Here is a 21,250-nt window from a genome sequence, read left to right on the forward strand (position 1 = left end):
CGGTCAAACGTCCGGACGACCGTAGGCCTCGTAAAAGCCAACGGGGAAATCATATGGCCTTTGAGATCGTCGCGGAACGGGACAGCGAAACCGTGAGAATGAAGAGAAACAGTTCGCTGATAGCGATTGCGAAGGCGCGGGTGTGGGCCAGCGAAGGATGGAACGTCACCATCGTCGTCATGGATGAAGATGCTGCGGTGACCACTGAGGAATGCGGCCAGTCGCTGGTTCTGGCTTCTGCACCGTCCCGGCAGGCCGTCGGCAGCCTGGCTTCTTGAACTTGAGAGCCGGACCGGAAAACCATCCTAAATCATTGATTTAAGATGGTGGGCGCGACAGGGATCGAACCTGTGACCCCCTCGATGTCAACGAGGTGCTCTCCCGCTGAGCTACGCGCCCCTCTTTAAGAGGTGGTCTTTACGGGTGAGGTCCGTATATCGGCTCCAAAGCGGGCAGGCAAGCAGGCTTCCGCCGGATAAAGCGGCCGAATCAGGCCGCCAGCATCTTGTTCACTTCGCTGACCAATTCGCGCAGGTGGACCGGCTTCGACAGCACCTTTGCATTTTTCGGCGCTTCCGAATCCGAATTGAGCGCCACGGCGGCAAAGCCGGTGATGAACATGATCTTGATGTCGGGATCGAGTTCCGAGGCCCGGCGCGCCAGCTCGATGCCGTCCATCTCGGGCATCACGATATCGGTGAGCAGCATCTCGAACGGCTCCTCGCGCAGCCGTTGATAGGCGGACAGGCCGTTGTCGTGCGGCGAGACCTGAAAACCGGCGTTTTCCAGCGCCTTGACCAGGAAGCGGCGCATGTCGTTGTCGTCTTCGGCGAGGAGGATCTTGTGCATGGCGGGGTCGTCGAATCCGAATTGGAGGACAGTGCGTCCACTAAGCCCGACAGACGGTAAATTTCGGGTGAAAGGGGACGGCGCGCGGCGGCTGGTTAGCGGCACTATTTCTGTACCGGAAAGCGTCGCAAGGCAATGAAGCCGGGCATTTTTCGGCCGTTAAGATACGTTCCAGATGGTTTCGAACTTTTTTCGCTTGGCAGAATGGTCGTGATTACCGACAATGCATTCCCATAAAACCTCCGTTTTTCTGGCGGAATCGACGCCTCCAGAGCCGCGGAACGCAGGGACGGCGCCCGAGATGCCCCAGCTTGATGGCGAACTGTCGCCACCGTTCGAGATTGTGGAGCCGGCCGAGTGGCGGGCGCCGATCATCTTCAACTCCCCGCACTCCGGCTCGGTCTATCCGCACGAATTCCTCGACGCCGCGCGGATCGATCTCACCGCGCTGCGCCGTTCCGAAGATTCCTTCATGGACGAGCTGATCGCCGATTTGAGCGATCGCGGTTTTCCGACCGTTCGGGTCAACTTTCCCCGCTCCTATGTCGACGTCAACCGCGAGCCCTACGAGCTCGATCCCCGGATGTTTGCAGGACGGCTGCCGAGCTTCGCCAATACACGGTCGATGCGGGTGGCCGGCGGTCTCGGCACCATCCCGCGCGTGGTCGGCGACGGCCAGGAAATCTATCGCCAGCGGCTTTTGGTCGATGACGCGCTGGCGCGGATCGAGGCGCTGTACAAACCCTATCACCGCGCGCTGCGTCGGTTGATCAACAAGGCGCATCAGGCATTCGGCACTGTCATCGTGGTGGATTGCCATTCGATGCCCTCGATCGGCATCTCGCGCGACGAGCCGCGGCGGCCGGACATGGTGATCGGCGACCGCTATGGCACCAGTTGCGCGGCCGTGCTGCCTGACATGGTCGAGGAAACCATGACTCAGCTCGGCTATTCGGTCGGGCGCAACAAGCCCTATGCCGGCGGCTTCATCACCGAGCACTACGGCAATCCGGCAAGCGGACTGCACACCATCCAGCTCGAGCTCAACCGGGCGATCTACATGGACGAGCGGCGGCGCGAACGCAGTGCGAGATTCGCCCAGGTGACCGCGGATTTCGCCGCCTTGGCCGACGCGCTGGCCGCGGTGCCGCTCGGTGATCTCGGGCCATTCCAGGCTGCGGCGGAGTAGGATCTCCCCTCCAGTCATTCCCAGATGCGCCATTTGGCGCATCTGTGGTTCGCCCGCTTCGCGCGCGCCCCGGAATGACGATGTTGAGAGGATACGGGCAAGAAAAAAGGGCCGCTTGAATGAACAAGCGGCCCAAGTCTAGGGAGGAAACGCCCAAGGAGGGCAGCGATAGCGCGAGGCGCTACCGCACCGCAACAATATGCGACCGCGCTGCACAAAGCGCAAGGGCTTTTGAGCTATTTGCAATGCAAAATTCACATTGCTGGGCTGCAGATTGGGACGGCTGGATTTGGCCGTTTTCCACGTCATTTCAGGGGCTTCCTTCCTTCGGGAGCTGGCCTAAATCGGCATCGCCGGGCCGCGGCCGTTAACCTCTCAAATTCGTGATCGGCGCTGTCATCAGAAAGTACACCGCTTCGCGGCCCTGATTCGGCGCCTAACCGGCCCGGCTACCGGCTCCGCCGTCTGTATAATGTGTGCGCCACCGGTGCGCGGCTTGCCGGATTGGGCTAGGCAAGATCAGGAGATTTTCCGCCGCCCGCCCCCACTTTCAAGGAACCGCCGTGACGGTCATCGATTTCACCGCCTTCATCGGCCGCCTCGCGACCACGTCGGGCGAAACCATCCTGCCGTTCTTTCGGACCTCGCTCTCGGTCGACAACAAGAGCAATGCCCACGAATTCGATCCGGTGACCGAGGCCGACCGCGCCGCGGAAGCGCTGATGCGGCGGCTGATCAAGGCCAATTTTCCCCAGCACGGCATCGTCGGCGAGGAATTCGGCAACGAGCGCGAAGACGCCGATTATGTCTGGGTGCTGGATCCGATCGACGGCACCAAATCCTTCATTTCCGGCTTCCCACTGTGGGGCACCCTGATCGCGCTGCTGCACAAGGGCACGCCGGTGTTCGGGATGATGCACCAGCCCTTCATCCGCGAGCGCTTTTACGGCGACAGCGGCTCGGCAAATTATCAGGGGCCGCTGGGCGAACGGAAACTGGCGGTGCGGCGCTGCGCCTCGCTCGCCGAGGCGACCTCGTTTACCACCAGCCCGCTGTTGATGAACGCCGCCGACCGCGAAGTCTTCGGCCGCGTCGAACGGGCCGTGCGGCTGTCGCGCTATGGCGGCGACTGTTACTCCTACTGCATGCTCGCCGCAGGCCATCTCGACCTCGTCGTCGAGACCGAGTTGAAGCCCTATGATATCGCGGCCTTGATCCCGATCATCACCGGCGCCGGCGGCGTCGTTACCACCTGGGACGGCAAGCCCGCCCAGAACGGAGGCCGCATCATCGCCGCCGGCGACCCGCGGGTGCATGAGGCGGCGATGAAGCTGCTGAATAGCTAGGGCTCCTCCTCATTGCGAGGACTTGACAGTTTTCCCTACTGCGCCGCCTTGCGCAAATACTCCACCAATTGTTTTGCCGGGCGCGGCAGCGTCTTGAAACTGCGGGCGCAAATCGCAAGCTTGCGGTTGGCCCAGGGGTCGCGGATCCGGATCAGGCTGATCGGCATGGTTTGCGCGCAACGCCTGGCGGCGGATTCCGGCACCACGGCGATGCCGACCTCCGCCGCCACCATCTGGCAGATCGCGTCGAAATCGCGAAGCCGTGCCCGAAAGCGCAGGCGCAGACCGAGCCGCGCGGCGTGTCTTGCGATGTGGACCTGCAGCGCGGTCGAATTGGTCAGCCCGACGAAGTCACGCCCGGCAACTTCGGTGAAATCGATGCCGCGGCGGCCGGCAAGCTCGCCGCGTCGCGCAGCAACCAGCATCAGCCTGTCCTCGCAGAAGGCGAAGCGTTCGATGTGGTCCGGCAGCGCATGCTCGGCGGCGAAGCCGAGATCGGCGGCACCGCTGGCGATCGCCGCCGCGATGTCGGCGCTTTCGCGCTCCTCGATGTCGACGTTGATGTCGGGATGATCGCGCAGGAAGGCGGCCAGCGCCTTCGGCAGATGCTCCGACAGCACCGAGGTGTTGGCGAGCAGATGCACGCTCGCCCGGACGCCGCTGGCGTAAGCCGCTAGATCGCCGCGCATGGCCTCGACGTTGTGCAGGATCAACCTGCTATGATCGAGCAGGCTCTCGCCCGCCGCGGTCAATTCGACGCCGCGGCGAATACGCCGCAACAGCGCGACACCGAGCGCCTGCTCCAGCCCCTTGATCCGCGCGCTGGCGGAGGCCAGCGCCAGATTTGCGCGCATCGCGCCGCCGGTGATGCTACGCTCCTCGCTCACCGCAACGAACAGCTGGAGGTCGACCAGATCGAAACGCATGGGTGTTTCCTTGCAACGAGACCGGCATTGAGGTCGTCATTGCGAGCGAAGCGAAGCAATCCATCTATCCGAGCAAAGAAAAGAAAGCTGGATTGCTTCGTCGCTTCGCTCCTCGCAATGACGGCAAATAGATCCCAGCCTTCGCTACCGCCGAAGGCTGGCTCCGGAAGCTGCAGATTGTGCCGTCAGCTTCGATCGGTCAATGTGCCCTGATGTTCGAACCCCTGCTGCTTCTGATCGCCGCCGCCTTCCTGCTCGCCGGATTCGTCAAGGGCGTGATCGGGCTCGGCCTGCCGACGGTGTCGATGGGGCTGCTCGCGGTGACCATGCAGCCCTCGCACGCGCTGGCCATCGTCATCGTGCCGGCCATCATCACCAATATCTGGCAAACCTTCATCGGTCCCTATCTGCGCGACATCATCCGGCGGCTGTGGCCCTTGATGGTGGGCACCGTGATCGGCATCTGGCTGAACTCGGACATGCTGACCGGCCCCTATGCGCGCTACGGCACGGTCGTGCTCGGCGTACTGCTGGTGATCTACGCCATCATCAGCCTCAATAAATTCTCGTTCCGGGTCGCGCGCCGGGACGAAGGATGGATCGGCGGCATCGTCGGCGTCGTCACCGGGATCATTTCCGCCGCCACCGGCGTGCAGGTGATCCCGTCGATGCCGTTCATGCAGGCGATCGGCATGGAAAAGGACGAACTGGTGCAGGCGCTCGGGGTGTTCTTCACCGTCGCCACAGTGGCGCTCGCCTTCAACCTCACGACCGCCGGATTGCTGACCGCTGCGACCGCGCTGCCGGGCGCAGTGGCGATGGCGTCAGCCTTTGCCGGCATGTTCATCGGCCAGGCGGTGCGCTCGCGGATGCAGCCGGAAACCTTTCGGCGCTGGTTCCTGATCGCGATGATTTTGCTCGGGCTCTATCTCGCCAGCAGCACGCTCTACAATATCTACCGCGCCTGAAGCATCGCGATGCGGACGCCGAGATAGACGAACAGTCCACCCAGCGCGCGGTCGATCCACAGCATCGCCCGGCCGGACTGCTTGACGCGGCCGGCGGCTTTCGCGGCGAACGCAGCCACGCCGAGGCACCACAGCGTGCCGTTGAAGATGAAGATCAGGCCGAGAGCCACGAAGGCAAAGGCCTTGTGCGGCGCCTCCGCCGCCACGAATTGCGGCAGGAAGGCGAGAAAGAACAGCGCCACTTTCGGATTGAGCGCATTGGTCAGCGCGCCCTGCCAGAACACCTGGCGCAGCGGGATGATGGCGTCTGCGGGCGCCGCCTCCGCGGCTGGCGCGCCCAAACGCGACAGCAGCATCTTGACGCCGATGAAGCAGAGATAGGCGGCACCGGCCCATTTCACCGCGGTGAACGCGGCCGATGACGCCGCCAGCAGCGCCGACAGGCCGAGCGCCGCGGCGAACACATGCACGAGGCACCCGGTGCCGATACCGAGCGCCGCCGCCGCCCCGCCACGCCAACCCATCTGCACGCTGCGGCCGACGATATAGGCGGTGTCGGGTCCCGGCGTGATGTTGAGCAGGAGGCCGGAGAGGATGAAGAGCCAGAGTTCCTGGATGCCGAGCATGAGTTTCAAATTCTCGTTCGCAAGCCCGGCAAAGCGGTCACAGCAAAAGGCGGCGGCTATCAGCGCCGCATGCGTGCGATCGCGCCGGCAACGATCTGCATCGCTACCCCGATGACCCATCCGGCCATGATCATGATGGTCCAGAACATCCGCGGATTCTCGCGAAGCACGATCACGCCGACCGAGACGAAGGCCGTCAGCGCCGCGAGGAAGGTGCCGACGGCGCTGAGGAATTCCGCGGTATCGATCTTGCCGCCGGAGCCGTCCGCAGGCTCCTGATGCGGTTCATGAAACGGCAAAGGCGGCGTGTCGATCCCGAGATAGAACCCGATCGCGCCGGCAATCATCATGACGACCAGAAAGCCCTGGGTCGTGAGCGCGGCGATGCTGGAGCCGACATGGGCGGCGACAAACAGTCCGGCGGCAGCACCCGCCATCGCAAGCCCGGTGCGTTCCAGCACATGGGCATATTTTCGAACGCGGAATCGCATCGCCGTATCCCCCAGAGCGCCGAGACATCAGGCTAGGACATTTCCCGGCCCTGCAAAAGCCATTACGGCGCGCGCGAGACCAACTCTTGTTGATTCAGATCAACCTCCCGGCGCTACTTCGATGAGGACCGGCCCCCCCCGCATCGAGATCTGCGTCGCGTACCAGACGGCGAGGAACTTGGCCGCCATGGGAAATGAAAGACATGCGCCCGCCGGCGCGGGTGGCCGGCGGGCGATGTCGGACTGTTCGATCTCAGAACGCAATCAGCACTTGCGTGCGCCGCTGTTGCAATCCCGCTTCATGCGGTCGCCGTGCGGATCGGCGGAGGCCGGAGCCATCGCGGCGAATGCACCGGCGACCGAGGCAAGCAAGACCGTCAACAGGATGAAGCGCTTCATTTGTCTTTCCCTTGGTTGCATCCCCGGCCGCGAAGGGCGCGCGGGATGCTGGCGTTGGACAGCCTCCGGCCGATCCGGAAGCTGGTGACACGAGATGTCATGGCGAGCATGAGGGCGGCGGAATCCGGCGTCATCCTCCAAATTGATGAAGCCGCCGTGAGATCGGATCGAAAGCCGGGAAACTTACGACGTCGTCGGGCTCTCCGGCGCGCTGCGATCCAGCGTCACGTTCGCCAAAAGCGCTACCAGCTCGGCCTGGCGGGCGCAGCCGGTCTTCTGCAGCACCACGCGCAATTGCGAGCGGACGGTCGAGATGGCGACGCCGCCGGCGGACGCAATCTCCTCCAGCGTCTCGCCTAGGGCGAGGCCCCGGGCCACCCGCGCTTCGGACGGCGTCAGGTCGAACAGCGACCGCATCAGTTCGATGCGCGGCGCCAGCGGCATCGTCACCGGGGTCAGCACCAGCAGGACGTAACTGCCGGCGAAGATGTCGTGGGCGGAGCGCCGGATCGGAATCATGTGCACGACCAGCGCCGCGCGGTCGTCGGCATCGCGCAACGGAAACGAGCGCACGACCTGGTCCGGATCGCTGTCGAGCGCGGCAAGGCCGGCCCATAGCAGCTCGCTGGCGCGGCCGTCGGCCAGCGCGATGCGGTTGCGGGCGCGCCATTGCACATGGTCGCCGAGCCCCTCGATCAGGTGATTGGCCTCGATCACCGTGCCGCTCTCGTTGAGCAGCAGCGCCGGCAGCCCCATCGCGGTCAGCGCCTCCTTGGCGCCGGTGGCGCGCTGCAGCCCCAGCCGGGCCGTCACCAGCGCGCTGCGCGCCAGATGCGGGCGAAGCTCGTTCAAGGCATTGACCCGCTCCTTTTCGATCGGACCGCGGCTATACTCCCGCTCGATGCTGAAGACGACGCGATCCCCGGTCGGCATCTGCAGGCCGGTGCCGGCCGACCAGCCCAGCCCGCGCGGACGGAAGAAGTCGCGATAAATCGGATTGCTGTCGAGCTGATCGGCGGTCCAGAAATCATGCTCGACGAAGAAGCCGGGCTGCGACTGGCCGAACAGGCAAACCCGGCGGGTACAGCGCGGAAACCAGCCGTCCTCGACATAAGTGCGAAAGATCTCGCTGAGATTGGCCGACGCGGTCCAGTTCAAAACCCGGTCGCGGGCCGAAAACAACAGGCCGCCGCGCGAATCCGAAAGCGCAGCCAGTTCATCCAGCACGCCGGGCCAGAGGTCCGGCAAAACCGAGCATTCGTAGATCCGGTCGATCAGATCGGGTTTCATGGCAACGATGCCTTCATTACTTGAACAGCGGCGTGCCCGGCACGAAGGCGTCGAACGCGGCCCAGAACTGCGCGCGGTAGCGGTCCTGCTCCTGCAGGATCTCGTGCTTGGAGCCGGCGATCACAAGATGCGAGCCGGCGCGCAGGTGATAGGCGAACTCCTCGATCGCAGCCGTCGAGACGACGGTGTCGTTGGAGGCTGCGAGCATCAGGATCGGCTGTCGGATCTGTAGCGGATAGTCGGCGGCGCGGAAGCCGCCCATGGTCCTTATCGCGGTATCGGCCCAGGCCACCGTCGGCGCGGCCAGTCCGAGCGTCTGATCCTCCTCCAGGATCGCGGCGTTGCGCGCATAGCGCACGGGATCGCTGGTGAGGCGATTGTTGACGAAGGATTCGGTGCCGCTCAGCGCGTCGCTGCCGCCGGGAATGTAGCGGCCGCCCTGCCCGGTGAGCCGGAGGAACTTCAGGAGCGCGCGTGCCGGAAACGAGGTGGCATGGCCGGGCAGGTCGATCATCGGCGCCGACAGCACCATGCGGTCGAACCAGCGCTTTCCGGCATGCGCCACCCGCAGCATGACGGCGCCGCCCATCGAATGCGCCAGCGCGAAATAGGGCGGCGGGCAATCCGGCAGCACCACCTGCTGCACGAAGGTTTCGACGTCGACCTCGAAATCGGCGAAATCGCGCACATAGCCCTTGCGTGGATCGCGCAAGCGCCGCGACGAATGGCCCTGCCCGCGCCAGTCGATCATCGCCACCGCAAAGCCGCGCTCGCGCAGATCGCGCACGGTCTCGAAATATTTCTCGATCATCTCGCTGCGGCCGGTGAAGACGCAGACCGTGCCCTTGCGGCCCGCCGGCGGCGCCCAGCGCGCGAAGCGCAATTCCGCGCCGTCCGGCGTTTTGATGGTGCCGGAGACGACGTCTTCCGGAACGGGATTGGCGGGGATCGAGACGAGCGTCATGGGGGGCCGACCGGATAGGTGAAAAGCGCTGGAAATCAGGGGTGCGGGCAGCAAAACCGGCGCCGTTCCCACCCTCTTGAACGCTGCGGGGCCTCTCCCATATCACCTTCGTGCAGGCCGCTACCAGCGTTTCGGGAAACCGGGCCTGAGGCTGCACGTTGGACGAAAGCCCGGCCCGATGGCGGGCGGGTTAACTGAAACAGTCGCTCAATGGAGGACTACCCCATGCGTACCTACGATCTCACCCCGTTTTATCGTTCCACCGTCGGCTTCGACCGCTTCTTCAACCTGCTCGACCGGGCAGCGACCGACGGCAGCCCCGGTTATCCGCCCTACAACATCGAGCGCACCGGCGAGAACGCCTATCGCATCACGGTTGCCGTCTCCGGCTTCTCGCAGAACGAGCTTTCGATCGTCGCCAAGGAAAACACCCTGACGATCAAGGGCGAAAAATCCGTCACCGAGAACGGCAACAAGGCCGACGTGCTGTACCGCGGCATCGCCGCGCGCGCCTTCGAGCGCGCCTTCCAGCTTGCCGATTTCGTGCAGGTGAAGAACGCTTCGCTCGAGAACGGCCTGCTCCACGTCGATCTCGTGCGCGAGATTCCCGAAGCCAAGAAGCCGCGCACCATTCCGATCGCCACCAGCTCGGTAGCGCCGCAGGTGATCGACGGTTCGGCCGAGAAAGCCGCCGCTTAAGAGAATCGGTTTTCGGCAGATATTGGCCGAGACCAGAACGCCCCGGGAAACCGGGGCGTTTTTTTGTGGGTCGCTCGTCATTCCGGGATGATCCGGAGGACCAGACCTCAGGTGCGCAATTGCGCACCGGGGAATCTCGAGATTCCCCGATGTGCAATTGCACATCTGAGGTTCGCGCTTTTGCGCGCCCCGGAATGACGGCGCGCCTTACTCCAGCCCCTGCGCCTGCGGCATGTCCTGGGTCGGCAGGATCTGCGGCGCGGGCTTGGCCTCGACCGCGGGGGCTGCGGCCTGACCGGTGGTGGTTGGCGGCCCGGCCGGCCTGGTCTGTGCCGCAGCCGATTGCTGCGCCGGCGGGGTCGCGGGCTGCACAGCCTGCGGCTTGGCTTCGCCGGCGGGCTTGGCCTCGCCGCCATGCGGCGAAGCCTTCGGAATCGGTACCGCGCTCGTACGGCTTGCGACCTTGGGAATGGCGCGCGGCGGCCGCGGCACGCCCCTGACGCCGACAGCCGGCGGCGGACCGGGCGGGCCGTAGCTGTCCGTCAGGGCCTCATCGAAATTGTCGCCCATCCGGTTCGCCGGCAGGAAGCGGAGGATCCGCCCGGTGCGGGCGTCGATCACCAGCCGGCCGTCGTCGCCGCCGCGATCGATCACCGAAATCGTGTAGACGAAGCCGCGCTGCCGCGGGATGCCGAGCGGCGAAAACCCGCTCTCGCGCAGCACCGTGTAGACCTCCTCCGGCGGCAGCAACCGCGGGCCGTAGCCCGGCGGCACCCGGGCTTCCGGCGGCATCGCCGCATAGGGGCCGGCGACGTCGGACACCGCCCGATAAGGCGAGTTCCCGATGCCGTAAGGCGCCAGCACTTGCGCCTGCGCGGCGGTCGCCGCCACCACCAGCCCGGCCGACACCACCCATCCCGTGAACAACTTCATCGGATCATCGCTCCTGTGCGCCCCAGAGCGTTTTTCGCTCCTTGTCCCGGCCGGAATTTCATTGCGGATTCCGGCGGTCCTTGGGCCGGATCGCGGCGCGTTTGCTTCAAATCCGGGGCGTGGCTATCCCCCGAAGGCACGGATCTGCCATGCAGCGGGGGACTTTCACGCGCTTGTGTGATAGAAAAAAATTTGGCATGGTCTGAGTTAGGACAGCATAGCTGTCTCAATTGCGGTGCGGATCCCGGCACAGGATTGCAGCGAAGGTTGGTGCTCAGGCGCCAGGAAGTAAAAGGCAAGGCCGTTCGTCGGGGACGCCGGACGCCCAAGCCTGAATTTACGAAATTGCGGCTCGCGGAGGACGAGCGGTGGCCCGGTGGGTGCCGCAACGCCCAAGGTGCGCCGACGACGATTGAGGCCCCAAGCCTTATTGCGAAAGCCTTTTTGAGAGGACTGAGATGAGCGGGTCGGAGTTCGAGCGCGAAAACATCGTGACGCATGCGCTGTCGGCGGACCCGGCCTCGAAACCGGCCGAGCCTGCGCACGAGCGCGAGCATGACTGGCGCCCGCCCGCCGAGGGTCTCTACGATCCCGCGCTGGAAAAGGATTCCTGCGGCGTCGGCTTCATCGCCAACATCAAGGGCAAGAAGTCGCATCAGATCGTCTCCGACGCGCTGAACATCCTGTGCAACCTCGAACACCGCGGCGCGGTCGGCGCCGATCCGCGCGCCGGCGACGGCGCCGGCATCCTGGTGCAGATCCCGCACGCCTTCTTCGCGCGCAAGGCGGCCGAGATCGGCTTTGCGCTGCCGAAGCCGGGCGACTACGCCGTCGGCGCGCTGTTCATGCCGAAGGAAACGGCGTGGCGCAAAGTCATCAAGAGCATCATCGCCGACCAGATCAAGGACGAGGGGCTGGTGCTGCTCGGCTGGCGCGACGTACCATCAGACAATTCCTCGCTCGGCCAAACCGTCAAGCCGACCGAGCCCGCGCACATGCAGGTGTTCATCGGCCGCAACGGCACGGCGAAGACCGACGACGAATTCGAGCGCAAGCTCTACATCCTGCGCAAGTCGATTTCGCAGGCAATCTACCAGCGCCGCGACCGCGGCCTCGCCGGTTATTACCCGGTGTCGCTGTCGTGCCGCACCGTGGTCTACAAGGGCATGTTCCTCGCCGACCAGCTCGGCAAGTATTATCCCGACCTCTCCGAGCCGGACTTCGAGAGCGCGCTGGCGCTGGTGCATCAGCGGTTCTCGACCAACACCTTCCCGACCTGGTCGCTGGCGCATCCCTACCGCATGATCGCCCATAACGGCGAGATCAACACGCTGCGCGGCAACGTCAACTGGATGGCGGCGCGCCAGGCCTCGGTGCATTCGGAGCTGTTCGGCAAGGACATCAGCCGGCTGTGGCCGATCTCCTATGAGGGACAGAGCGACACCGCCTGCTTCGACAACGGTCTCGAATTCCTGGTGCAGGGCGGCTACTCGCTGCCGCACGCCGTGATGATGATGATTCCGGAAGCCTGGGCCGGCAATCCCCTGATGGATGAGGAGCGCCGCGCGTTCTACGAATATCACGCCGCCCTGATGGAGCCGTGGGACGGCCCCGCCGCGATCGCGTTCACCGACGGCCGCCAGATCGGCGCCACGCTGGACCGCAACGGGCTTCGTCCCGCGCGCTATCTCGTCACCAGCGACGACCGCATCATCATGGCGTCCGAAATGGGCGTGCTGAAGATTCCGGAAGAGCACATCACCACCAAGTGGCGGCTGCAGCCCGGCAAGATGCTGCTGGTCGACCTCGAACAGGGCCGCCTGATTCCCGACGACGAGATCAAGGCGCAACTGGCCAAGAGCCATCCCTATCGCGCGTGGCTCGACCGCACCCAGATCGTGCTCGAGGAACTGCCGGATGCCCCGACCAAGGGCATGCGTTCGAACCTGCCGCTGTTGGACCGGCAGCAGGCGTTCGGCTATTCGCAGGAAGATGTCTCCATCCTGATGACGCCGATGGCCTCGACCGGCGAGGAAGCCAACGGCTCGATGGGCAACGACACGCCGATCTCGGCGCTGTCGGACAAGCCGAAGCAGCTTTTCACCTACTTCAAGCAGAATTTCGCGCAGGTCACCAACCCGCCGATCGATCCGATCCGCGAGGAGCTGGTGATGAGCCTGGTCTCGATCATCGGGCCGCGGCCGAACCTGTTCGACCTGCAGGGCATGGCCGGCACCAAGCGGCTCGAAGTGCGCCAGCCGATCCTGACCGACGCCGATCTGGAAAAGATCCGCTCGATCTCCGAGGTCGCCGACACCCACTTCGTGTCGCGCACGCTCGACACCACCTTCCACGCCGGGTTCGGCGCGGCCGGCCTCGAGCAGGTGCTCGACGAACTCTGCGCGCGCGCGGAAGCCGCCGTCCGCGAGGGCGTCAACATCATCATTCTCAGCGACCGCATGGCCGGCACCGACCGGATTCCAATCCCATCGCTGCTCGCCTGCGCCGCCGTGCATCATCACTTGATCCGCGTCGGGCTGCGCACCTCGGTCGGCATCGTCGTCGAATCCGGCGAGCCGCGCGAGGTGCATCACTTCGCCTGCCTGGCCGGTTACGGCGCCGAAGCGATCAACCCCTATCTCGCCTTCGAGACCATCATCGCGATGAAGGACCGGCTGCCGGGGTCGCTCGACGATTACGAGATCGTCAAGCGCTACATCAAGTCGATCGGCAAGGGCCTGCTCAAGGTGATGTCAAAGATGGGCATCTCGACCTACCAGTCCTATTGCGGCGCGCAGATCTTCGACGCGGTCGGACTGAAGGCGGATTTCGTCGCGAAGTATTTCGTTGGCACCCATACCCGCATCGAAGGCGTGGGGCTGGCTGAAATCGCCGAGGAAACCGCGCGCCGCCACACGGACGCGTTCGGCGACGCGCTGCAATACAAGACCGCGCTCGACGTCGGCGGCGAATATGCCTACCGCACCCGCGGCGAGGATCATGCATGGACCGCGGAATCCGTCTCCACGCTACAGCATGCCGTGCGCGGCAATTCGCTGGAGCGCTACAGGGCGTTCGCCAAGATCCTCAACGAACAGTCCGAGCGGCTGCTGACCTTGCGCGGCCTGTTCAAGATCAAGTCCGCCGAGGACGAGAAGCGCAAGCCCGTGCCGCTCGACCAGGTCGAGTCGGCCAAGGACATCGTCAAGCGCTTTGCCACCGGCGCGATGAGCTTCGGCTCGATCTCGCGCGAGGCGCACACGACGCTGGCGATCGCGATGAACCGGATCGGCGGCAAGTCCAACACCGGCGAAGGCGGCGAGGAGAGCGACCGCTTCAAGCCGCTGCCTAACGGCGATTCCATGCGCTCGGCGATCAAGCAGGTCGCCTCGGGCCGTTTCGGCGTCACGACGGAATATCTCGTCAATTCCGACATGATGCAGATCAAGATGGCGCAGGGCGCCAAGCCCGGCGAAGGCGGACAGTTGCCCGGCCACAAGGTCGACGCCACCATCGCCAAGGTGCGGCATTCGACGCCCGGCGTCGGCCTGATTTCGCCGCCGCCGCATCACGACATCTATTCGATCGAGGATCTGGCGCAGCTGATCTACGACCTGAAGAACGTCAATCCGGACGGCCAGGTGTCGGTCAAGCTGGTCTCCGAAATCGGCGTCGGCACGGTCGCGGCGGGCGTTGCCAAGGCGCGCGCCGACCACGTCACCATCGCGGGCTTCGAGGGCGGCACCGGCGCCTCCCCCCTGACCTCGATCAAGCATGCCGGCAGCCCCTGGGAAATCGGGTTGGCCGAAACCCACCAGACGCTGGTGCGCGAGCGGCTGCGCAGCCGCATCGTGGTGCAGGTCGACGGCGGCTTCCGCACCGGGCGTGACGTCGTGATCGGCGCGCTGCTCGGGGCCGACGAATTCGGCTTCGCCACCGCGCCCCTGATCGCGGCCGGCTGCATCATGATGCGCAAGTGCCATCTCAACACCTGCCCGGTCGGCGTCGCCACCCAGGACCCGGTACTGCGCAAGCGCTTCACCGGCCAGCCCGAGCACGTCATCAACTACTTCTTCTTCGTCGCCGAGGAAGTCCGCGAAATCATGGCGCAGCTCGGCTACCGCACCTTCAACGAGATGGTGGGCCAGACCCAGATGCTCGACCAGTCCACCTTGGTGGCGCACTGGAAGGCCAAGGGGCTCGACTTCTCGAAGCTGTTCGTGCGGCAGAAGGAAGAAAAGGGCCAGAAGATCTATCACGCCCAGGCGCAGAACCATCACCTGGAAGCCGTGCTCGATCGCACCCTGATCGAGAAGGCGAAACCCGCGCTCGACCGCGGCGCGCCGGTCAAGATCGAGGCCGAGATCAACAACACCGACCGCAGCGCCGGCGCGATGCTGTCGGGCGCCGTGGCCAGGATCTACGGCCATGCCGGCCTGCCGCACGACACGATTCAAGTGAACTTCAAGGGCACCGCGGGCCAGGCGTTCGGCGCCTGGCTGACGCGCGGCGTCACCTTCGAACTCGAAGGCGAAGGCAACGACTATGTCGGCAAGGGCCTGTCCGGCGGCCGCATCATCGTCAAGCCGCCGCGCAATTCCGGCATCGTGCCGGAAGATTCGATCATCGTCGGCAACACCGTGATGTACGGCGCGATCGAGGGCGAATGCTATTTCCGCGGCATCGCTGGCGAACGCTTCGCCGTGCGCAACTCCGGCGCGGTCGCGGTAGTGGAAGGCGCCGGCGATCATTGCTGCGAATACATGACCGGCGGCATCGTAGTGGTGCTCGGCAAGACCGGCCGCAACTTCGCGGCCGGCATGTCGGGCGGCGTCGCCTACGTGCTGGACGAGGCCGGCGACTTCGCCAAACTCTGCAACATGGCGATGGTCGAACTCGAACCGGTGCTGTCGGAAGAGATGGTCAACGAGAACGCCTATCACCAGTCCGGCGACCTCGAGGCGCATGGCCGCGTCGACGTGTTCCAGAACCTGCTGGAGTCCGACGTCGAGCGGCTGCACGTCCTGATCACCCGCCACGCCAAGCTGACCGGCTCGAAGCGCGCCGCCGATATTCTCGCCAACTGGAAGACGTGGCTGCCGAAGTTCCGCAAGGTGATGCCGGTGGAATACCGCCGCGCGCTCAGGGAACTGAAGGCCGACGCCGACGCCGAGCCGAAAATCGCGATCGGAGCATAATACGACGACGCCGTCGTCCTGAGGTGCCCGCGCGCAGCGAGGGCCTCGAAGGACGGCGGGACGACGACAGGAAAAGAGGACGTCATCCCCGCGTATCGGCTTCGCCGTTATCGCTGGAGGCGCGAGCCGAAGGCGAGCCTCGAAGGATGACGACGGAAAATGACGAAGCGAAGTTCAGGGACGTCAATGGGCAAGATTACAGGTTTTCTCGAGATCGACCGGCACGAGCGCAAGTACACACCGGTCGCCGAGCGCGTGAAGCATTATAACGAATTCGTCATTCCCCTGAGCGAGAAGGAAACCCGCGACCAGGCCGCGCGCTGCATGAATTGCGGCATTCCCTATTGCCACGGCACCGGCTCGGTGGCGCCAGGCACGCCCGGTTGCCCGGTCAACAACCAGATCCCCGACTTCAACGACCTGGTCTATCAGGGCAACTGGGAAGAAGCCTCGCGCAACCTGCACTCGACCAATAATTTTCCGGAGTTCACCGGCCGCATCTGCCCCGCGCCTTGCGAGGCCTCCTGCACGCTCAACATCGACGACAATCCCGTCACCATCAAGACCATCGAATGCGCGATCGTCGACCGCGCCTGGGAAAATGGCTGGCTGCCGCCGGAAATCGCGGCGAACAAGACCGGCAAGAAGATCGCCATCATCGGCTCCGGCCCGGCCGGGCTCGCCTGCGCGCAGCAACTCGCGCGCGCCGGCCATGACGTGCATGTCTATGAGAAGTTCGCCAAGGCCGGCGGCCTTCTGCGCTACGGCATTCCCGACTTCAAGATGGAGAAGCACGTCATTGACCGCCGCGTGGCGCAGATGGAGGCCGAGGGCGTCACCTTCCACTACAACTCGCCGGTCGGCGGCAGCGCCCAGGGAAACGGAAACGTCGCGATCGATCCGCAAGAATTGCTCGCGCAATATGACGCGATGGCGCTGACCGGCGGCGCCGAAGCCGCGCGCGATCTGCCGATCCCCGGCCGCGATCTCGCCGGCATCCACTTCGCGATGGATTTCCTGCCGCAGCAGAACCGCCGCGTCTCCTCGGAGCCGCTCGGCGGCGTCGCCGAAATCCTCGCCGGCGGCAAGAACGTCGTCGTGATCGGCGGCGGCGACACCGGCTCCGACTGCATCGGCACCTCGTTCCGGCAAGGCGCGAAGTCGGTGACCCAGATCGAGATCATGCCGGCGCCGCCCGCGCACGAGAACAAGGGCCTGACCTGGCCGAACTGGCCGATGAAGATGCGGACCTCGTCGAGCCAGGCCGAAGGCGCCAAGCGCGACTTCGCCGTGCTGACGCAGAAGTTCTCCGGCGAAAACGGCAAGGTGGCAAAGCTGCATTGCGTGCATGTCGACGACAAGTTCAAGCCGATCGCCGGAAGCGAATTCGAACTCGACGCCCAGCTGGTGCTGCTGGCGATGGGCTTCGTGCATCCGGTGCATGAGGGCCTGCTCAAGACGCTCGGCGTCGACCTCGACCCGCGCGGCAATGTGCGCGCCAACACAGCCGACTACCAGACCTCGCTGCCGAAGGTGTTCTCCGCCGGAGACATGCGCCGCGGCCAGTCGCTGGTGGTGTGGGCGATCCGCGAGGGCCGGCTCTGCGCCCGGGCGATCGACCAGTTCCTGATGGGGACGACGAACCTGCCGAGGTGATTGCTTAGGCAGCCCTTGCGAACCTCGAAACGAGAGCAGCTCTGTCGAGACGAGCGGAGCTCGCTCTGTCGAGACGAGCGGAGCTCGCTCTGTCGAGACGAGCGGAGCTCGCTCTGAGGAGACGAGCGGAGCTCGCTCTGAGGACGCCGACCGAGACCGGTCGGATGGGCATGAGCCCCACAAAGCCGGATTGCTCGCGCGATATTGCTTGATCCAGATCAACGCCGGCGGTCCGGTGGGGCGGCATCGTGATTGGAATTAATGGGAAAGGCAACGATATGGCAGTTCAGAAATCGGGCGCACGCAAGCTTGTCACCCGCGTGCTGGCGACAGGGGTCCTGTTGTCGTTGTACGCGGTCGGCGTGGTTGCCACCACCGGCGCCATGGGCGTTTCCTCGGCCTACGCGCAGCGTGGCCGTGGCCGCGGTCGCGGTCGAGGCTGGGGTGGCGGCGATGTCGGCGCCGGAGTCGCTCTCGGGATCGGCGCTGCCGTCATCGGCGGGGCGATCATAGCGGGCGAGGCCCAGCGGCGAGATGCGATCAGCTACTGCATGCAGCGATTCCGGTCGTATGATCCCGAGAGCATGACCTATGTCGGGCGCGATGGCTTCCGCCATCCCTGTCCGTAACGGAAGATTGCCTGCGCGCGATTTCAGAACCCCGGCCTTGCGCCGGGGTTTTTGTTCTTTGACGGCGGTGAATTTTCATCCCCACGGCCTGCGCGGGGCAGCGCCACTACCGCGCGGGACGCTCCAGGGACCGCGTCGTGGGCGCAGCGGCGGCGCCGTCCCTGCACCCATTTCGGCGGCGAGCCGCTGCAGCTCGGCGATCCGGTTTTCGGTCGAGGGATGAGTCGAGAACAGGCTGTCCATGCCGCGACCCGACAGCGGGTTGATGATGAATAGATGCGCCGTTGCCGGATTGCGCTCGGCTTCCTCGTTCGGGATCTCATGCGCGGCGCCTGCGATCTTGACCAGCGCGGACGCCAGCCACATCGGCTGGCCGGCGATGCGAGCGCCGAGATCGTCGGCGGCGTATTCGCGGGTGCGGCTGATCGCCATTTGCACCAGCATGGCGCCGAGCGGCGCCAGGATCATCATCGCGATCGAACCGATGATGCCGGGACCGTTGTTGTTGTCGCGGTGGCCGCCGAAGAACATCCCGAACTGCGCCAGCATCGAGATCGCGCCGGCAATGGTCGCGGTAATGGTCATCAGCAGCGTGTCGTGGTTCTTCACATGCGCGAGCTCATGGGCGATCACGCCCGAGAGTTCCTCGCGGCTGAGCGACTGCACCAGCCCCGTGGTCACCGCCACCGCGGCGTTCTCCGGATTGCGGCCGGTGGCGAACGCATTGGGCTGCGGATTGTCCATCAGGAACACGCGCGGCATCGGCAGCCCGGCCCGTGCGGCGAGCGTGGCCACCAGGCCGACGAGGTCGGGCGCGGCGCGCGCATCGACCTCATGGGCGCCGTACATCGACAGCACCATGCGGTCCGAGTTCCAGTAGGCGAACAGGTTGGTCGCGGCCGCGATCAGAAGCGCGATGATCGCGCCGCTGCCACCGCCGATCAGATAGCCGACGCCCATGAACAGGGCCGTGAGCCCGGCCAGCAGGATCGCCGTTTTGAGGTAGTTCATCGTTGTCTCCCTGATGCCGCCGGCAGCGCCGCGGCACATACCGATCAGGTAGGGATTGCGCCCGGGCCGGTTCAAGACCACCCGGTGCGTCGCCGCGTCGCGGATTGGGCCGCGCCGGTGCTCGTCTCGACCCACAAGGGGGAGGGATAAGATCAGAGTCCTAATGCTGCAGCCGCACCCCCAGCATCACCACGGTCGAATTGGTGCTGTTGCCGGGGATGTTGGAGTCGAGCCAGTCGCGGCGCAGGGTGCCCTTGAGCCAGACGTTGCGGTTCAGCTTGTAGATCAAATCGCCGGAGATCGAATAGAAGCGGTCGAAGCGCGCGTCGCCCTGGTAGTCCTGCGTGCCCCAGGTGAATTTCCCGATTCCCGTCAGCCAGCGGCGGAAATCGTGATCGACTTCCACGGTGTAGGTGTTGGTCAGAACGCCGGAAACGCCGGGCACCGTGGTCTCGTCGATCGACGTGGTGGCAAAAAATCTCGCTGTCGTCAGCGGCGTCGCGACCCACACCAGCGAGGCCGACGTCAGCAGCCCCTGCAGCGGCAGCAGCCGCGGGTCCTCATAGCTGCGCGCCGCCCAGCCGATCGCGAGTTCGCCGGTCAGGATCCGCGAGAATTCGAAAGTGGTGCCAGCGCGCACGGAGCCGCCGCTGGAATTGCGCTGATAGCCGTTGCGATCGAACAGCAGGTCATGCGAGCGGACGTTGCCGTCGATCTCGCCGAACGGTTTCAGGCCCGGTATCAGATCGTAGCTGACACGCCCGAGACCGCCGAACTGATTGTAGTTGCGGTCGGCGTTGCTGGTCGAAGTGCCGTCGGTCAATTCCGAGTTCTGATAGACGGTGCGGTCGACCGTTGCGCCGGCGGAAAGCTGCAGGCGGTTGAAATTCTGGTCGACGCCGAGGGTGCCGCCGAGCGTCGAATAGACCGGATATCGCTCGAGGCCGGCCTGGATGTTCGGGCTGCCGGGATTGTCGGTGGCGACGCGCAGCCGCGTCTGCGCAGTGAGGCGGGTGTCGCGGCTGACGTCGAGACGGCCGTCGATGTGGCCGGTGAAGTCCGGCCGATCGATGATGACCGGCGCCGACGAGACGGTGCCGTCGGTCGGCGGCGGAAAGGTGTTGCCGTAGCCGGTGAACGAGCCGCGCAGATCGGCGACCAGCGCATGGCGCTCCCAGTCGGAGAACACGACCAATTCCGGCGCAATCACATAGAACGGCGAGCCGGCTGGCACGACGGTGCGGCGCGGATTGGTGTCGTAGCCGCCGCGCAGTTCGAGCGCGGACTTGATCAGGAAGCTGCCGGCGTAATCGCCGACCGCGCCGAACGGATCGTCGTCGATCTTGAGCCGCTTGCGCGGCGGCTGCCCCGGCACGGTGCCGGCCATCGCCGGCGGGATCGGCGTCTTGTTGGCGGTTTCCGACGGCGGGACCGACAGCCGCACCCGTGCGTTCGGATCCCGCATCCCCGGCGGCTTACTGCCGGGACCCGGCGGCGGCTTTGGTTTGGCCTGGCCCGGATAGAATTTCGCCTTCTTGCGGGTGCGGTTGAGCGAGTCGTAGCCGGATGCGGACGCGCCGCTGGCGGCGGGAAGGCCGTAAGTGGGGATAGCGCCGATCCGCGACGGCGCCGGCCGGTCCTTGTCGCGCAGCCGCGCGTCGTTGGCCACATCGCCGGTCCGGTCGCCGGACTCGGCGGTCCGGCGCAGCGGCGAATCCTGCGGCGACACGAAGCCGTCGCGGGTGGCGCGAAACAGGTCCGGCGTGAGCGTCTGGGCGCGGCTCGAGGTCTCATCGAACGCGACCAGCGCAAGGCATGGCAACAACGCGCGCCAAATGAAAACGCGCCTGCGGCGGCCCCTTGCTGGACCCGACATCACGATGAAAATACTCCAACAAAATCATCTACTTGCCGACCGGGTTCCAGATGCGCGAGCACGCAGGCGGAAAACGTCGTTAATGGAGTTAAAACAATTATGGTTAATGAGCCGTTGAGAGGCCGCCCGGCGCGTCGCATCGCGAAATCGGCCGTGCTAAGGAGGGGCCCGCGGCCAAGACCCGCCTCCTTCGGAGCCAC

18 protein-coding genes and 1 tRNA gene are annotated in these 21,250 nt (G+C 65.1%); 8 read left to right on the top strand and 11 right to left on the bottom strand.

Translation table 11 applies throughout. From position 1 onward, the window contains the following. The first annotated feature begins 53 nt into the window (after positions 1 to 53). On the top strand, positions 54 to 278 hold the full coding sequence (locus tag KMZ29_RS23145) for a hypothetical protein (protein ID WP_215624431.1): 225 nt from the start codon (positions 54 to 56) through the stop codon (positions 276 to 278). A 46-nt stretch (positions 279 to 324) separates the two neighbouring features. Here the strand turns inward: KMZ29_RS23145 and KMZ29_RS23150 are convergent. Continuing rightward, a tRNA-Val gene (locus tag KMZ29_RS23150) sits at positions 325 to 399 on the bottom strand. A gap of 90 nt (positions 400 to 489) precedes the next feature. After that, positions 490 to 849 carry a cell cycle two-component system response regulator CpdR gene (gene cpdR / locus KMZ29_RS23155; RefSeq protein ID WP_079542506.1) on the bottom strand — a complete coding sequence of 120 codons (360 nt, stop codon included), beginning with the start codon at positions 847 to 849 and terminating at the stop codon, positions 490 to 492. Between the two features lie 301 nt (positions 850 to 1,150). On the opposite strand from cpdR, the gene KMZ29_RS23160 reads away from it, so the two are divergent. Beyond that, a complete protein-coding gene (locus tag KMZ29_RS23160; protein WP_215621370.1) occupies positions 1,151 to 2,038 on the top strand; it encodes an N-formylglutamate amidohydrolase in 888 nt (295 codons plus the stop codon). A 563-nt stretch (positions 2,039 to 2,601) separates the two neighbouring features. Next, entirely contained in the window at positions 2,602 to 3,384 is a 783-nt protein-coding gene (hisN, locus tag KMZ29_RS23165) for a histidinol-phosphatase (RefSeq protein WP_215621371.1), read from the top strand. A 35-nt stretch (positions 3,385 to 3,419) separates the two neighbouring features. On the opposite strand, the gene KMZ29_RS23170 is transcribed toward hisN, so the two are convergent. Further along, positions 3,420 to 4,310, bottom strand: coding sequence for a LysR substrate-binding domain-containing protein (locus KMZ29_RS23170; protein ID WP_215621372.1), 891 nt, complete (start codon positions 4,308 to 4,310; stop codon positions 3,420 to 3,422). Positions 4,311 to 4,522: 212 nt separating this feature from the next. Between KMZ29_RS23170 and KMZ29_RS23175 the strand changes: the two genes are divergently transcribed. Continuing rightward, positions 4,523 to 5,278, top strand: a complete 756-nt coding sequence (locus KMZ29_RS23175; RefSeq protein ID WP_215621373.1) for a sulfite exporter TauE/SafE family protein — start codon at positions 4,523 to 4,525, stop codon at positions 5,276 to 5,278. On the opposite strand, the gene KMZ29_RS23180 is transcribed toward KMZ29_RS23175, so the two are convergent. The 5 genes from KMZ29_RS23180 to KMZ29_RS23195 form a co-directional block, all read right to left on the bottom strand. After that, complete coding sequence (locus tag KMZ29_RS23180) at positions 5,266 to 5,904, bottom strand: LysE family translocator (RefSeq protein WP_215624382.1); 639 nt, start codon at positions 5,902 to 5,904, stop codon at positions 5,266 to 5,268. The genes KMZ29_RS23175 and KMZ29_RS23180 overlap by 13 nt on opposite strands. Positions 5,905 to 5,963: 59 nt before the next feature. Next, on the bottom strand, positions 5,964 to 6,395 hold the full coding sequence (locus KMZ29_RS23185) for a hypothetical protein (protein ID WP_215621374.1): 432 nt from the start codon (positions 6,393 to 6,395) through the stop codon (positions 5,964 to 5,966). A gap of 264 nt (positions 6,396 to 6,659) precedes the next feature. After that, positions 6,660 to 6,794, bottom strand: a complete 135-nt coding sequence (locus tag KMZ29_RS26910) for a hypothetical protein (protein WP_256442492.1) — start codon at positions 6,792 to 6,794, stop codon at positions 6,660 to 6,662. Positions 6,795 to 6,977: 183 nt separating this feature from the next. Further along, positions 6,978 to 8,084, bottom strand: a complete 1,107-nt coding sequence (locus tag KMZ29_RS23190; RefSeq protein WP_215621375.1) for a helix-turn-helix transcriptional regulator — start codon at positions 8,082 to 8,084, stop codon at positions 6,978 to 6,980. A gap of 16 nt (positions 8,085 to 8,100) precedes the next feature. Further along, positions 8,101 to 9,048, bottom strand: a complete 948-nt coding sequence (locus KMZ29_RS23195) for an alpha/beta hydrolase (RefSeq protein WP_215621376.1) — start codon at positions 9,046 to 9,048, stop codon at positions 8,101 to 8,103. 225 nt (positions 9,049 to 9,273) lie between these two features. Here KMZ29_RS23195 and KMZ29_RS23200 point away from each other — a divergent pair, with 225 nt between their 5' ends. After that, positions 9,274 to 9,747: an Hsp20 family protein gene (locus KMZ29_RS23200; protein ID WP_215621377.1), complete on the top strand. Its 474-nt coding sequence runs from the start codon at positions 9,274 to 9,276 to the stop codon at positions 9,745 to 9,747. A 207-nt stretch (positions 9,748 to 9,954) separates the two neighbouring features. Here KMZ29_RS23200 and KMZ29_RS23205 read toward each other — a convergent pair whose 3' ends face one another. Then, positions 9,955 to 10,680, bottom strand: a complete 726-nt coding sequence (locus tag KMZ29_RS23205) for a flagellar biosynthesis protein FlhF (protein ID WP_215621378.1) — start codon at positions 10,678 to 10,680, stop codon at positions 9,955 to 9,957. 458 nt (positions 10,681 to 11,138) lie between these two features. Here KMZ29_RS23205 and gltB point away from each other — a divergent pair, with 458 nt between their 5' ends. The 3 genes from gltB to KMZ29_RS23220 all read left to right on the top strand — a co-directional run bounded on the left by gltB (position 11,139) and on the right by KMZ29_RS23220 (position 18,163). Then, on the top strand, positions 11,139 to 15,878 hold the full coding sequence (gene gltB, locus KMZ29_RS23210) for a glutamate synthase large subunit (RefSeq protein ID WP_215621379.1): 4,740 nt from the start codon (positions 11,139 to 11,141) through the stop codon (positions 15,876 to 15,878). Positions 15,879 to 16,064: 186 nt separating this feature from the next. Next, positions 16,065 to 17,534: a glutamate synthase subunit beta gene (locus KMZ29_RS23215; RefSeq protein ID WP_215621380.1), complete on the top strand. Its 1,470-nt coding sequence runs from the start codon at positions 16,065 to 16,067 to the stop codon at positions 17,532 to 17,534. Between the two features lie 278 nt (positions 17,535 to 17,812). Beyond that, positions 17,813 to 18,163, top strand: a complete 351-nt coding sequence (locus tag KMZ29_RS23220; RefSeq protein WP_215621381.1) for a BA14K family protein — start codon at positions 17,813 to 17,815, stop codon at positions 18,161 to 18,163. 75 nt (positions 18,164 to 18,238) lie between these two features. On the opposite strand, the gene htpX is transcribed toward KMZ29_RS23220, so the two are convergent. Both htpX and KMZ29_RS23230 read right to left on the bottom strand, forming a co-directional pair. After that, complete coding sequence (htpX, locus tag KMZ29_RS23225; protein WP_215621382.1) at positions 18,239 to 19,174, bottom strand: zinc metalloprotease HtpX; 936 nt, start codon at positions 19,172 to 19,174, stop codon at positions 18,239 to 18,241. 160 nt (positions 19,175 to 19,334) lie between these two features. Further along, entirely contained in the window at positions 19,335 to 21,050 is a 1,716-nt protein-coding gene (locus tag KMZ29_RS23230; protein WP_215621383.1) for an outer membrane beta-barrel protein, read from the bottom strand. Positions 21,051 to 21,250 lie beyond the last annotated feature (200 nt).

Origin of the sequence: Bradyrhizobium sediminis, assembly GCF_018736085.1 — a bacterium.
In the GTDB taxonomy this organism is placed as follows: domain Bacteria; phylum Pseudomonadota; class Alphaproteobacteria; order Rhizobiales; family Xanthobacteraceae; genus Bradyrhizobium; species Bradyrhizobium sediminis.